Genomic DNA, 13,628 nt, shown 5'->3' with positions numbered 1-13,628 from the left:
AGAGAAAGGCACACGATGCTGATCCGCGCCGGCTATGATATCGCGTTCGAGACGACCCAGGCGGTGCCGATGCTCGCCAATCTCAGCATTCATTCGTCGCGCAACAAGGATCTGCGCACGGCGCAGCGGATCATGACCACCCCCGACGTGCCGATCTATGATTACGTCGATTCGTTCGGCAACGTCTGCACGCGCCTCACCATCCCGGCGGGCGGCATCACCATCTCGTGCGGCTTCGTGATCGAGGATCCGTTCACGCCCGACGCCGTCAACCCGGCCGCGCGCGCCACCCCGGTCGAGGCGCTGCCCGACGACGTCATGCTGTACCTGCTCGGCAGCCGCTATTGCGAGACCGACCGGCTGTCCGACGCCGCCTGGGCGCTTTTCGGCAGCTACGCGCCGGGCTGGGAGATGGTCCAGGCGATCGTCGCCTACGCCCACGAACGCATCCGCTTCGACTATCAGACCGCGCGCCCGACCAAGACCGCGTGGGACGCGCACGAAGAGCGCCAGGGCGTGTGCCGCGACTTCGCGCATCTCGCGATCACGCTGTGCCGCTGCATGAACATCCCGGCGCGCTACTGCACCGGATACATGGGCGACATGGACCTGCCGGCGGTTGTCGGAGAGATGGACTTCTCGGCGTGGTTCGACGCCTATCTGGACGGCACGTGGTACACGTTCGACGCGCGCCACAATTACCCGCGTGCCGGCCGTATCCTGATGGCGCGTGGCCGGGACGCCACCGATGCCGCGCTGACCAACACGTTCGGGCCTGTCGTGCTGACCCGGTTCGACGTCTACACCGACGAAAATCGCGTCCCGCTGTAAGGCCGTCGGCACCATATCGTCGTTCGTCCGTTACGCCCGCGTAGCAATTCGAAAGGAACGACCATGAACAGCACGACTCTGAAGGGCGACGGCCAGAACATCGGTGGCCAGATCAAGGAAACCGTCGGCGACGTGACCGGCAACCGCTCGCTCCAGGGCGAAGGCGTCGTCGATCAGATCACCGGCAACGCCACCAAGGCGGTCGGCGCAGCGCGCGACGCGGTCGGCCCGCTGACCGACAAGGCGACGACCTTCGCTAAGACCCGTCCGTACGCGACCGCCGCACTGGTCGGCGTGATCGGCCTTGCGGTTCTGAACACGCTCCGCGGCAAGTAAGATACTCGTCGGCCGCACGCGGCCGACGAGCTCCTGACGACCCTGTTCCCCCGCGAAAGCGGCGGAACAGGCGTTGCCGATGCAGCGATGCACGCGCCGGTCGCCCGATCGGCCGGGCGGCGCGCGCCTGTTTCATTCATATCCGCTTCATCCGATCGCATCAAAGGTCCGTCTTTGTCTAAGGCGAACCATGACACGGGCGACAATTCTCGATTCAATCGTCCCCGCGGCGCCGCCAGTTTCCGCCTCTATCGATACGCCGCAACGCCGCTCGACCGGTCGCGCCGCGATCGCTACTGCCGTCTTCAGCGCCGCTGTGCTCGCGCTGCTGATGCGAAGCGCCGAACTGACCCTCGATCCGTTGGCGCGCAGCAACGCCCCCTATTATCTTGTCGGCCTGATCGCGCTGATGCTGCGGTTCGGCCTGACCCGATCGTCGTGGCGCCACGCCCGTGCGGTCGGCGACTTTGCGGAATATTGCGCGCTGTTCACGCTGGCGTCGCTGATGGGTGCGGTCGCCAGTTACCCGGTCGCGGCGCTGACCCACGGCTATCACGACGCGGACCTGCAGCGGATCGACGTTGCACTGGGGTTCGACTGGCTGACCTGGTACCGCGCCGTCGCAGCATCGCCGGTGCTCCAGCAACTCGGCCTCGCCGCCTATCGCAGCATCTATTTCACGCCGGTTATCCTGTTCGGCTGGTTCGCCGCGACCGGCCAGCGCGCGTCCGCCTACCGCTTCATGGCGGCGTTCTGGGTGGCCGCGGTCGCGACGCTGCTGCTCTACAGCATCATGCCAGCGGTCGGGCCGTTCTCGTATCTCTGGCACCAGTCGATCGTCTATATGCCCGAAAGCGAACTGTGGCAGCCGGGGTTGATCCCGATGCTGCGCACGCACGTCGTGCACGTCGTCGACCTCGGAACGTTGCGCGGCATCGTCTCCGCGCCCAGCTTCCACGCCGCGGCGGCAACGCTGTATATCGTCACGGCGTGGCGGATTCCGCGGTTGCGCTGGCCGCTGCTGTCGGTCAACGCCGCGATGCTGGTGGCGACGCCGGTCGAGGGCACGCATTACCTCACCGACATCCTGCTGGGCGCCGCCGTTTCGCTGGTCGCGATCGCGGTCGTCGACCGGGCCGCCGCGGCGCTGGGACGCGATCGGGAACCTTGCGCCACCCCCCCGGTTTTTCCGTGATGACCCTGCATTCATCACGCCGCCGCTCGCCCGCATGAGCAAACCGCACGTGCCGCCGGCACCCCCCGCGACGCTCGTCATCTTCGGCGCGATGGGGGACCTGACGCGCAGGCTGCTGGTCCCGGCGCTGGTCAACATGACGCGACTGGGGCTGGTCGGCGATGGCCTGCAGGTGCTCGGCGTAGGCATCGACCCGGGCGACGACGCCACGCTCAGGCAGGCGCTCGACGACTTCAAGCCGGAGACCGGTGGCGAGGGCGCGGCCGAAAAGGATGCGGCGTGGACGCGCCTGCGGGACCGGGTCCATTATCTCGAAGGCGACTTCACGCAGGACGCGGTCTACGACGCGCTGAAGGCACGGCTGACCGGCAACGCCGCCTTCTACCTCGCGGTGCCGCCACGGTTCTTCGGCGACATCGTCGACAAGCTCGCCGAGCACGGTCTGACCACCGAGACGCCCACCGCATTCCGCCGGATCGCGATCGAAAAGCCGTTCGGCCACGACCTCACATCCGCGCAGGCACTCAACCAGCGCATCCTGGCCCGCATCGGCGAGCCGCAAATCTATCGGCTCGACCATTTCCTCGGCAAGGAAACCGTCCAGAACATCATGACCGCGCGCTTTGCGAACATGATGATCGAACGGGTCTGGAACGCCGACTGCATCGCGCATGTCCAGATCACCGCCGCCGAGACCGTCGATGTCGGCACCCGCGGCAAATTCTACGATTCGACCGGCGCGTTGCGCGATATGGTCCCCAACCACCTCTTCCAGCTGCTGGCGATGGTGGCGATGGAACCACCCGCGAGCTTCGATGCCGAAGCGATCCGCAACGAAAAGGGCAAGGTGCTGAAGGCGGTTCGCGCCTGGTCCCCCGCCAAGGCCAAACGCAACGGCGTCCGCGGGGTCTATACCGCAGGCCAGATCGGCGATCGCGTCGTCCCCGGTTACACCGAATCGCCCGACATCGCGCCCGACACCCGCACCGAGACGTTCGCCGCGTTGAAGTTGATGGTCGACACCTGGCGCTGGGCGGGCGTGCCGTTCTACCTGCGCACGGGCAAGGCGATGACGTGCCGCGATACCGAGATCGTCATCACCTTCAAGCCGGTCCCGTTCGCGTCGTTCCACCGCGCCAATGCCGAGCGCCTGCCGCCCAACCGGCTGATCATCCAGATCCAGCCCGACGAGGGCCTCAGCATGGACCTGCTGATCAAGCGTCCGGGGCTGGAGGTCGACACCGTGCCGATCGCGCTCGATTTCCGCTATGCCGACCGCTTCGATATCGGTCACCTGACCGGGTATGAATCGCTGATCTACGACATGTTCATGGGCGACCAGACGCTGTTCCAGCGCGCCGACGCGATCGAGGCCGGGTGGGCCGCGGTGCAGCCGTTCCTCGACCTGTGGGCCGCCGAGGGCACGCCCGATCCCTATGTCGCGGGCAGCCTGGGTCCGGCAGCGGCCGACGCCTTGCTCGAACGCGACGGGCACAGCTGGCACAAGCTGGCCATCGCGGGCCATTCCGAACCCTAGCCGCGGGCGCGGTGGCCGCTCATCTCCGAACCGGCATCGGCGGCAAAGCGCATGTTCCAGATCGTCGCCGCCGCCGACACCGCGGTGACGACCAGGAACGCCACCGTGAAGTCGGCGAGTTCGGGTCGCGTCCGCCCCGTGCCGAGCATCCCGACATGCAACGCCGCCGCCCCCACGCAGATGCCGAGCGACAGCATCAGCTGCTGGAAGGTCGCGTAGAAGCTGGTCGCGCCGCTCATCCGCGCCTTCGGAATCTCGTCATAGGCGATCGTGTTGTACGCCGAGAACTGGAACGACATGAAGAACCCCGCGCTCATCAGCACCGCGAATAGCAGCGGGATCGGCCAGTCGGGGCGGAACGCGCCGCAGATCGCATAGCCCAGGCTGCCGCCGAGACCCCCGACGATCAGGCTGCGACGAAACCCGAACCGCCGCAGGATCCGCGGCGCGAGGCCCTTCATCGCCAGCGACCCGATCGCGCCCGCGACGGTGATCGCGCCGCTGGCCGCGGCGGTCATCCCGAACCCCAGTTGCAGCATCATCGGCAACAGGAACGGCTGCGCCCCCTGCGTGATGCGGGTCAGCGATCCTCCGATCAGCGACAGCCGGAACGACGTGTAGCGCAGCAGCGAAAGGTCGAGGATCGGATCGCTCCGCCGCCTGGCATGCGCGATATAAGCGATGCCCGAGACCAGCCCGATCGCGATCAGGACCAGGGCGTGGACGAACTCGCCCGACCGGCTGGTCATCTCGAACCCGAACAACAGGCAGCCGAGCGAGACGCCGGACAGCACGAAGCCCGGGACGTCGAACCGCACCGGCCGCTCGCCGCGAACCTCGCCGATATAGCGCGTCACCAGCACCACGCCGAGCAGACCGATCGGCAGGTTGAGCCAGAAGATCCAGCGCCAGTCCAGATAGGTGACGATCAGGCCCCCCACCGGCGGGCCCATGATCGGCCCGATCAGCGCAGGCATGATCAGCCACGACATCGCCGAAACCATGTCCTCCTTGGCGACGCTGCGCAGCAGCACCAGCCGCCCGATCGGGATCATCATCGCCCCGCCCAGCCCCTGGACGAACCGCGCCGCCATCATGAACGGCAGGCTGGTCGCCTGCCCGCACAGCAGCGACCCGCCGACGAAGATCAGGATCGCCGCACGAAAGATCGCGCGCGAACCGAACTTGTCCGCAAGCACGCCGCTGGCCGGGATGAAGATCGCGAGCGCCAGCAGGTACGATGTCAGCGCCGAACTCATGCTGGTCGCGGGCACGCCGAAATCGCGCGCCATCGTCGGCAGCGCGGTGGCGAGCACGGTCGCGTCCATCTGCTCCATGAACAGCGCGCAGGCGATGATCAGCGCGGTGACGCGGTAGCTGCGCGGCGTCGCCAGCGTCGCAGTGGCGCGCGGTACCGAGGAGATCCGGTTCGCGGCAGGCAGGATGCCGTCGCGGATTTCGGAGTAGATCGAAGCAAGCCCGCGCCGCCCGAACCTCACGCTCCAGTCCCAGCACGCGAGGCGGTGTCAGGCGGCACGAACACGCGCGCCTGGTTGATGCGATACCGGTAGGACGTCATTGCTGTCCTAGGTAGTCGCGCAAGATTAGCCTGCAAGTCCGGATTGGGGATTGGACGATCAGGACAATCCCTACCACCCGACACACTCCCGTCCCCCGCCTTCGCGCCCTACCGTTCTCCTGCGAAAGCAGGAGCCCAGGTTCAAGCAGCGCCGCGATCGTGACTCCTGGACCCCCGCGCGGGAGCGGTATGCGGCAAGGGCGACACCTCATGAACGACACCACCCCGGCGAAGGCCGGGGCCCAATTGGGAGATATCGCCAACGAAGGGCTATCCTCCGTTACATCGACCTTCCCAATTGGGCCCCGGCCTTCGCCGGGGTGGACCGGGAGGCTTGGCTACTGAGCGCCAAGCCTCCGCAAGCCAGAAGTTACGCCGCCGGCGCGGTCGCGTTGCCAGCAGCCTGAACGGGCACCGGCGCAGTCGCAGGCGCAGTCGCCCCGACCGGTGCCGCACCTGCGGGCGGCGGCGGCGGGGCACGATCAGGGCCAGCACCTGGACCACGATCCGGACCGCGATCGGGACCACCTGGACCACCCGGCCGGCCGGGACCGTCCGGCCCGCCCCGGTCATGCGGCGGGCGACCGAGCGGGCCAAGCGCCTTCACCTTGCCATCGGCGCCGACCAGGAACGCGGCATGGACCGATCCGTCGTCGAAATGGCCCTGCACGGTCACCGGCTGGCCGATCCGGACCAGCGTGCCGTCCTCGCCTTCACGACCGGTGTCGACCAGCGCACGGCCGCTGCCGTCGGCCATCACGAACTTGTTGCCATAGATTTCGGCGACGCGGCCGCGGACCGTGACGATGGCGTCGCGGTCGTTCGTCAGCGTGCGGATCGCGACCGGTGTTGCCGGCGCCATCGTCACGCTGGGGCGGGTGGCCTCGACCGCAAGCGCACCGGCGCCGCCGCCGACGACCAGCAGGCCAAGGGCTGCGGCAAGGATCACGGGGCGTTGGCGGGACAGGATATTCGGCATGGGAACGTCTCCATTTGGTGTTGCGATGCGCTGTCTCTAGCGTGGCACCCCCACCCCCGCGCTGAACCGCGCCGTTCAGATTCGGTTTGGCTAGCGCAATTAGGAAGACGCGATGCGGGTATTGCTGGTCGAGGATGATGAGACGCTGGCGGCGGGCATCGCGCGAGCGCTGCGCGCGGAGAATTTCGCGGTCGATGTCGCCGTCAACGGCGAGGATGGCGGCCATCTGGGCGCGACCGAACTCTATGATGCCGCCGTGCTCGACCTCGGGCTCCCGCTGCGCGACGGGCTGTCGGTGCTGCGCGACTGGCGTGCGGCGGGCCGCGACCTGCCGGTGCTGATCCTGACCGCGCGCGACGGCTGGTCGGAAAAGGTCGCAGGCTTCAAGGCCGGCGCGGACGATTATCTGGTCAAGCCGTTCCGCGTCGAAGAGGTCATCATGCGGCTGCGTGCGCTGGTCCGTCGCGCCGCCGGTCACGCCGCCGCGCTGGTGACCTGCGGCCCGCTGGTGTTCGACGCGCAGCTCGGCACGTTCGAGCTCGACGGCCTGCCGCTGAAACTCACCGCGTTCGAATGGCGCGTGCTGTCGACGCTGATGCTGCGCCGCGAAGTCGTGGTCGAACGCACCGACCTGATCGAGCGCGTCTATGAGGGCGACGCCGACGTCGATTCCAATTCGGTCGAGGTGATCATCGGGCGGTTGCGCCGGAAAATCGGCGCCACCCTGATCGAGACGGTGCGCGGCCGCGGCTATCGACTGACGGCTGGCACGTGAGACTGCTCCCGCGATCCTTGTTCGGGCGCCTACTCGCGGTGGCAACGCTGGCGACGCTGGCCGCGCTGCTGATCGCGAGCCTCGCGATCGGCAACGTCCTCGAACGATCCGTCATGCGCGGGTTCGACGACCGGCTCGACGCGCAGACCACGGTCCTCGCGCGGGCGGTGGACGGACGCGGACGGCTGGACACGGCGCGCGTAATCGACCTGCCGGGGTTCGACGAGGCGGGATCGGGCTGGGTCTGGCAGGTTCGCAGCGCGGATGGGCACGCATGGCGCAACAGCCCCGACACGCTTCCGACCCCGCTCGCTATGCCCGAGCCGCGCCCGGACGGTCCCCGGCCGCATCCTGGGGAAGGTCGTGGGCGATCGGGCGAGCGACTGCATTTCCGCACCCTGACGCTCGCGCGCGCCGGCGGCCCGGTCACGATCACCGCGAGCGGACCCCGCCGCGTGGTCGAAGCCCCGCTGCACGAAGCGATGCTGCCGCTGCTCGGGTCGCTCGCCTTGCTGGGCGCGGCGCTGACGGCGGCGACGCTGGTCCAGCTGCGGATCGGGTTGCGACCGCTGCGCACGCTGCAGGCGTCGCTCGCCGCGGTGATCGCAGGTCGGCAGCGTCACGTACCCACCGACCTGCCGGTCGAACTCGCGCCGCTCGCTGCCGAACTCAACACACTGATCGACCAGAACGCCGAGGGGCTGGCGCATGCACGCCGCCATGTCGCAAACCTTGCGCACGGGCTGAAGACCCCGCTTGCCGCTCTCGGCCTCGAACTCGCCGACCGCGATCCGGACGGGCGGTTGGCCGCAATGCTCGCGGACATCGACCGGCGCGTCAGCCATCACCTGCGCCGCGCCCGCGCCGCCACGCCCGGCGCCTCCGGCCGCACCGCGATCGCCCTCGCGCCGGCGACCGCGGACCTGGTCGGCGTGCTGCGCCGCGTCCATGCCGATCGCGCGATCGCGGTCGAGATCGCGGTCGACGCGGGCATTACGGTCGGCGTCGACGCGCAGGATCTGGACGAAATGATTGGCAATCTGCTCGACAACGCCTGGCGCCACGCCGCGAGCGCGATCGGGATCACGGCTGTGGTCGACGCCGGCAAGGTTGCGATAACCATCGACGACGACGGTGCGGGACTCACTACAGCCGAGCGCGCGGAAGCACTGGTGCCCGGCCGACGCCTCGACGAAGCGGGACCGGGCCATGGTTTCGGGCTGCCGATCACGCAGGAACTGGCCGAACTGAACGGCGGCGGTCTGGTGCTGGAGTCCTCCCCAAAACTCGGAGGCCTGCGCGCGGTATTGGTCCTCCCGCGCTAATCCATCGCCGCGCGGATCGCGGCGCCAGCGACGAACGGCGCACCGGCAACCAGCAACAGGCTAACCGCCGCGAGCAATTTCACCGCGCCTGCGCCGCCGTCGAGCGAGCCCGCGCCGAAGATCAGCAACGGCACCGCGAGCGGCAGCATCACCAGCCCCGCGACCGCGCCGCCGCCGCGCACGCCTGCGACGAGCGCACTGGTTGCAACCGCCAGCGCAGCAAGCCCCGGCGTACCGATCGCCAACCCGATCTCGACGCGCAGCAACGTCTCGCCGGAGAGGTCCAACAACCCCGCAGCAACCACTGCGGCCAGCATCAGCGGCGGACCGAAACTGAGCCAGTGCGCCAGCGTCTTCGCCGCCGCGACCGCCGCGATCGACACACCGCGCACCGCGAACTGGTCGAACACGCCCGTCTCCAGGTCCGGCGCGATCAGACGTTCCACGGGCAACAGGCCTGCGAGCAGCGCCGCGGTCCAGATGATTCCGCCCCCGACCCGCGCAAGCAACGCCGCATCCGGACCGATCGCAAACGGGAACAGCGTCGCGACCAGCAGGAAGAAGCCGACGACCAGTGTCGCGCCCCCTCCGGCGACGTTGCGCCGCAAGTCGCGCGTGACGATACCGATCACAGCGCGATCTCCTGCGCGTCCGGCATCGCCAGCGGCTGATGCGTCGCGACCAGCACGATCCCGCCACCTGCGCGGTGCGCGGTGATCATCGTCTCGAGCCGCGCGACCGAATAGCGGTCCAGTCCGTTCGCAGGTTCGTCGAGCAACCACAGCTCGGCGCCGCTCGCCGCGACGCGCGCGATCGCGGCGCGGCGGCGCTGGCCGGTCGACAACAACCGCACCGGGATAGCTGCCAGATCGGCAAGATCCAGCGCGCCGAGCGCCGATCGCACCCGCGTCTCAGGATCGGGCGCCGCATCGAGGCCCGCCCAAAAACCCAGCGCTTCGACCAGAGTCCGGTCCCCATCAAGTGCCGCCGCCTCGGTCAGTAGCGCCCGCGTCCCGCCGAACGCGACCGATCCGCCAGCCGGCGCCAGCAACCCCGCGGCGATCCGAATCAGGCTCGACTTGCCGACACCATTGGGGCCGGTCACCACCGCCGCCCCGCCCGCCGCCAGCGTAAAGTACAGCCCCTCGAACAGCAGCCGCCCGCCCCGCGCGCAACTCACGTCGCGGAACGCCAGGCTCACGACCCGCCCGACTCCTCGAGCGCGTGCATGTCTTCGTCGGACAGCCCGAAATGATGCCCGATCTCGTGAATCGTCACATGCGCGACCAGATCATCGAGGCGCACCCCGGTCTCGACCCATTCCTCAAGGATCGCACGGCGATACAAGAAGATCCGATCAGGCAGCGCCCCCGTATCCATCGACGATTTTTCGCCGATCGGGCGGCCGTGATACAGGCCGGACAGGTCCAGCGGGTGGTCGACCCCTAGTTCTGCCAGCGTCTCGTCATCCGCGAACTCCTCGACCTGCAGCACGACATCGCCAAGGTGCGCGGCGAACGCAGCCGGCAGCCGCGCGATCGTCGCACGCGCGATCGCCTCGATGGCTGCGGCGTCCGGCGCCGCGGCGAAACGCTCTTGCCCGCTCATGCCCCCAGCCATAGGCGTAGTGGCTCGATAGCGGCAAGGGACGGTGATGATCGAAGCGTTGAACGAAGTCGACCGCGCCGAGGCGCTCGATGGCCTGGACGAGTGGGATTACGATGACGCGCGCGACGCGATCACGCGGACGATCGTGTTCGCGGACTTCGTCGAGGCGTTCGGGTTCATGACGCAGGTCGCGCTGATCGCCGAGCGCGCGAACCACCATCCGGAATGGAAGAATGTGTGGAACCGGGTCGAGATCCTGCTGACCACGCACGACGCCGGCGGGCTGTCCCCGCGCGATATCGAGATGGCGCAGGCGATCGACGCGATCGTCGACGAGGACTAGCGCCGCCGCCCGCGCATCATTTTCCGGAGCTTCCCCGGCATCCAGCGCGCGGCGAACGCCATGCGGTGCGCAGTCTTGCCGACATAGGTGTGGAGCCGCTCGCCGTGCACGGCATCCCATGCGGCCTGCGCCACCGCCTCGACGCCGGTCAACTCCATCCCCGCCGCGGTCACGGTTTCGCGGATCGAGCGGTTGGTCGCCGCGGTGGTGGTGTTGAGCAACGGCGTGTCGATGAAACCCGGGACGATCGACCGCACCCGGATACCATCCGCGGCCCATTCGCCGTCCAGCGCCTCGGTCAACGCGCGCACGCCGAACTTGGTCGCGGAATAAGGCGCGAGCCCGGACGAACCGTAGATCGCAGAGGCCGATGCGGTGTTGAGCAGGCACGATCCGGGCGTCCGCTTCAGATAGGCATAGCCGATCTTGGCGCCGTTGATCGCGCCCACCAGGTTGATCGCGACGACGCGGTCGATCTCGGCGAAATCGGTCAGCGCGAGCGGCCCGCCCGACCCGATTCCGGCATTGTTGAACAAAACGTCGAGCCCACTGCCAACGGTGAACGCGTCGAGCGAAGCGACCCAGGCGTCGCGGTCGCGCACGTCCATTTGGTAGGTTTCGGCCATCCCCGCAGGCAACAACGCCTTCGTCGCCGCCAGCCCCGCGATATCGACATCGGCAAGCCCGACCTGCCAGCCGTGCATCGCGAACAGCACCGCGGTCGCGCGGCCGATGCCCGATCCGCCGCCGGTGATGAAGATAGTCTGGGTCATGGCCCCTCTCCGTTTGATTTTGTCCCCTGCATCCCGCATCCCCGACGTAGATGCCAGCGCTTTCCCCCACCCTCGCTTTCGAAGGCGTCACGCGGCGGTACGGCGCGACGGTCGCAGTCGACGACGTCTCGGTTCAGATCGTCGGCGGCAGCTTCGTAGCGCTGGTCGGCGCGTCGGGATCGGGCAAGTCGACGTTGCTGAAGACCATCAACCGGCTGGTGGAACCGAGCGCCGGCCGCGTGACGATCGACGGCGCCGACGTCGCTGACGGCCCCGCACCCGCGCTGCGGCGGCGGATCGGCTATGTGTTCCAGACCATCGGGCTGTTCCCGCACATGACGGTGGCCGAGAACATCACGGTCCCGTTGCGGATCGCCGGGCGGCACAAGCCTGAGCGGGTCGGCGAGCTGCTCGATCTGGTCGACCTGTCGCGCGAAGTCGCCGGCCGGATGCCGGACGCGCTGTCGGGGGGCCAGCGCCAGCGGGTCGCGATCGCGCGGGCGCTGGCGCCGGGCGCAAAAGTCCTGTTGCTTGACGAGGCGTTCGGGGCGCTCGATCCGGTCACGCGCGATGCGCTGGGAACGGAGATCCGACGGCTGCATGAACGGCTGGGGCTGACGACGATCCTGGTAACGCATGACATGGCCGAGGCATTGCTGCTCGCAGACCGCGTGCTGGTGATGAAGGCGGGGCGGATCGTTGCCGATGCGACACCCGGCGAACTGCTTGCAGGCCAGGGCGGCGCAGACGCGCAGGCGCTGGTCCAGGTCCCGCGCGACCAGGCCGCGCGGCTGGCAGCATTGAAGCCATGAACGCCTTCCTCGACGCCCTTGCCCGCGTGCCGCCACTGCTCGCCGCGCATGTCCAGCTGTCGGCCTGTGCGCTGTTGCTAGGGATCATGATCAGCCTGCCGCTCGGCATCTGGTCGGCGCGCAACGTCCATGTCGCCCGGGTCTCGATCGGGTTCGCCAGCCTGGTCCAGACCGTCCCGAGCTTGGCGCTGCTCGCGCTCTTCTATCCGCTGCTGCTCAGCCTGTCGGCCCTGATCGGCGGCGGCATTCCCGCGCTCGGCTTCCTGCCGTCGCTGATCGCGCTCACCCTGTATGCGCTGCTGCCGATTCTCCGCAACGCGGTGACAGGGTTGCACGGCATCGATCCCGCGGTGCTGCAGGCGGCCGATGCGGTCGGGATGACGCCAGGTCAAAAACTGCGGCTGGTCGAGGCGCCACTGGTGGCTCCGGTGCTGGTCGCGGGCATCCGTACCGCGGCGGTGTGGACGATCGGCGCGGCGACGCTGTCGACCACGGTCGGCCAGCCCAGCCTCGGCGACATGATCTTTGCCGGCTTGCAGACCCAGAACTGGGCGCTGGTGCTGGCGGGGTGCGTGTCGGCGGCGGCTTTGGCGCTCACGGTCGATGCGCTGATCGGGGCGATCGAACGCGGCATTGCAACGCGCCGCCGCTGGCTGTGGATCACGAGCGCGGCCTTGCTGGTGATCGGCACGCTGGCAGCGACCGCGCCGCTATGGGCGCATGCGGGCAAGGGCCGTACCGTGGTGGTCGGCGCCAAGAACTTTTCCGAACAATATATTCTCGCGCGGCTGATCGGCGATCGGCTCGAACGCGCGGGCTATACCGTCGAGTATCGCGACGGGCTTGGGTCGGCGGTGGTGTTCGGTGCGGTCGCGGGCGGCGATATCGACGTCTATGTCGATTATGCCGGCACGATCTGGACCAACGCGATGAAGCGCACCGACGTGCCCGATCGGCCCGCGATGGTGAAGGCGCTCGGGGCGTGGACGAAGGCGACCAGCGGGGTGCGGCTGGTCGGCGCGCTGGGGTTCGAGAACGCCTATGCGTTCGCGATGCGCGGCGACGATGCGCGGCGACGCGGAATTGCCAGCCTTGACGATCTTGCGAAGGCATCGCCGGGACTGAAGCTGGGCAGCGACCTGGAGTTTCTGGAACGGCCGGAATGGGCGGCGGTATCACGCGCCTATCCGCTGCGGTTCGCGGAGGCGACGCCGTACAGTCCGACCTTCATGTATCGCGCGCTGGAGAGCGGGAATGTCGATGTGATCTCGGCGTTTTCATCGGATGGGCGGATTGCGGCGGACAAGCTGACGGTATTGACCGATCCGCGTCATGCGATCCCGGGGTATGACGCGATCCTGCTGGTCGCGCCGAAACGCGCGGGCGATGCGAAGTTCGTCGCCGCGCTACAACCGCTGATCGGGAAGATCCCGGTCGAGGCGATGCGCGCGGCGAACTACCAGGTCGACCGGGATACGGACAAGCGCACGCCGGAGGCTGCGGCGACGTGGTTGGCAGCGAAGGTCGGACTTTAA

At 68.3% G+C, this 13,628-nt stretch carries 15 protein-coding genes; 9 read left to right on the top strand and 6 right to left on the bottom strand.

The genetic code is table 11. From position 1 onward, the window contains the following. Window positions 1-15: 15 nt before the first annotated feature. From SJY20_RS03090 to zwf, 4 genes are all read left to right on the top strand, one after another. Window positions 16-831, top strand: a complete 816-nt coding sequence (locus tag SJY20_RS03090) for a transglutaminase family protein (protein WP_380785138.1) — start codon at window positions 16-18, stop codon at window positions 829-831. A 63-nt stretch (window positions 832-894) separates the two neighbouring features. Continuing rightward, window positions 895-1,167, top strand: a complete 273-nt coding sequence (locus SJY20_RS03085) for a CsbD family protein (RefSeq protein ID WP_380785137.1) — start codon at window positions 895-897, stop codon at window positions 1,165-1,167. 190 nt (window positions 1,168-1,357) lie between these two features. Next, window positions 1,358-2,362 (top strand): phosphatase PAP2 family protein, encoded by a 1,005-nt coding sequence (locus SJY20_RS03080; RefSeq protein WP_380785136.1) that lies wholly within the window; start codon window positions 1,358-1,360, stop codon window positions 2,360-2,362. A 34-nt stretch (window positions 2,363-2,396) separates the two neighbouring features. Beyond that, entirely contained in the window at window positions 2,397-3,899 is a 1,503-nt protein-coding gene (gene zwf / locus SJY20_RS03075) for a glucose-6-phosphate dehydrogenase (RefSeq protein WP_380785135.1), read from the top strand. On the opposite strand, the gene SJY20_RS03070 is transcribed toward zwf, so the two are convergent. Further along, on the bottom strand, window positions 3,896-5,398 hold the full coding sequence (locus SJY20_RS03070) for an MFS transporter (protein WP_380785134.1): 1,503 nt from the start codon (window positions 5,396-5,398) through the stop codon (window positions 3,896-3,898). The genes zwf and SJY20_RS03070 overlap by 4 nt on opposite strands. Before the next feature lie 450 nt (window positions 5,399-5,848). After that, on the bottom strand, window positions 5,849-6,457 hold the full coding sequence (locus SJY20_RS03065) for a hypothetical protein (protein WP_380785133.1): 609 nt from the start codon (window positions 6,455-6,457) through the stop codon (window positions 5,849-5,851). Window positions 6,458-6,569: 112 nt separating this feature from the next. On the opposite strand from SJY20_RS03065, the gene SJY20_RS03060 reads away from it, so the two are divergent. Further along, complete coding sequence (locus SJY20_RS03060; RefSeq protein ID WP_380785132.1) at window positions 6,570-7,232, top strand: response regulator; 663 nt, start codon at window positions 6,570-6,572, stop codon at window positions 7,230-7,232. A gap of 17 nt (window positions 7,233-7,249) precedes the next feature. Then, on the top strand, window positions 7,250-8,557 hold the full coding sequence (locus SJY20_RS03055) for a sensor histidine kinase (RefSeq protein ID WP_380785131.1): 1,308 nt from the start codon (window positions 7,250-7,252) through the stop codon (window positions 8,555-8,557). Here SJY20_RS03055 and SJY20_RS03050 read toward each other — a convergent pair. From SJY20_RS03050 to SJY20_RS03040, 3 genes are read right to left on the bottom strand one after another with little or no spacing between them, the layout of a single operon-like run. Continuing rightward, window positions 8,554-9,189 (bottom strand): heme exporter protein CcmB, encoded by a 636-nt coding sequence (locus SJY20_RS03050; RefSeq protein ID WP_380785130.1) that lies wholly within the window; start codon window positions 9,187-9,189, stop codon window positions 8,554-8,556. The genes SJY20_RS03055 and SJY20_RS03050 overlap by 4 nt on opposite strands. Next, window positions 9,186-9,758, bottom strand: a complete 573-nt coding sequence (gene ccmA / locus SJY20_RS03045) for a heme ABC exporter ATP-binding protein CcmA (RefSeq protein ID WP_380785129.1) — start codon at window positions 9,756-9,758, stop codon at window positions 9,186-9,188. The genes SJY20_RS03050 and ccmA overlap by 4 nt, the downstream gene beginning before the upstream one ends. After that, a complete protein-coding gene (locus tag SJY20_RS03040) occupies window positions 9,755-10,165 on the bottom strand; it encodes a metallopeptidase family protein (RefSeq protein ID WP_380785128.1) in 411 nt (136 codons plus the stop codon). The genes ccmA and SJY20_RS03040 overlap by 4 nt, the downstream gene beginning before the upstream one ends. 43 nt (window positions 10,166-10,208) lie before the next feature. On the opposite strand from SJY20_RS03040, the gene SJY20_RS03035 reads away from it, so the two are divergent. Further along, entirely contained in the window at window positions 10,209-10,508 is a 300-nt protein-coding gene (locus SJY20_RS03035; RefSeq protein WP_380785127.1) for a 4a-hydroxytetrahydrobiopterin dehydratase, read from the top strand. On the opposite strand, the gene SJY20_RS03030 is transcribed toward SJY20_RS03035, so the two are convergent. Next, on the bottom strand, window positions 10,505-11,281 hold the full coding sequence (locus SJY20_RS03030; RefSeq protein ID WP_380785126.1) for an SDR family oxidoreductase: 777 nt from the start codon (window positions 11,279-11,281) through the stop codon (window positions 10,505-10,507). The two genes, SJY20_RS03035 and SJY20_RS03030, sit on opposite strands and share 4 nt — an antisense overlap. 50 nt (window positions 11,282-11,331) lie before the next feature. Here SJY20_RS03030 and SJY20_RS03025 point away from each other — a divergent pair, with 50 nt between their 5' ends. Together SJY20_RS03025 and SJY20_RS03020 are read left to right on the top strand one after the other, a co-directional pair. Continuing rightward, window positions 11,332-12,093 (top strand): ATP-binding cassette domain-containing protein, encoded by a 762-nt coding sequence (locus SJY20_RS03025; protein ID WP_380785125.1) that lies wholly within the window; start codon window positions 11,332-11,334, stop codon window positions 12,091-12,093. Continuing rightward, the gene (locus SJY20_RS03020; RefSeq protein WP_380785124.1) at window positions 12,090-13,628 is read left to right on the top strand and encodes a glycine betaine ABC transporter substrate-binding protein; all 1,539 of its coding nucleotides are present in this window, start codon (window positions 12,090-12,092) and stop codon (window positions 13,626-13,628) included. The genes SJY20_RS03025 and SJY20_RS03020 overlap by 4 nt, the downstream gene beginning before the upstream one ends.

Origin of the sequence: Sphingomonas sp. R86521, from assembly GCF_042466235.1 — a bacterium.
Lineage (GTDB): Bacteria > Pseudomonadota > Alphaproteobacteria > Sphingomonadales > Sphingomonadaceae > Sphingomonas.
This window is presented reverse-complemented; position numbering and strand designations above follow the sequence as displayed.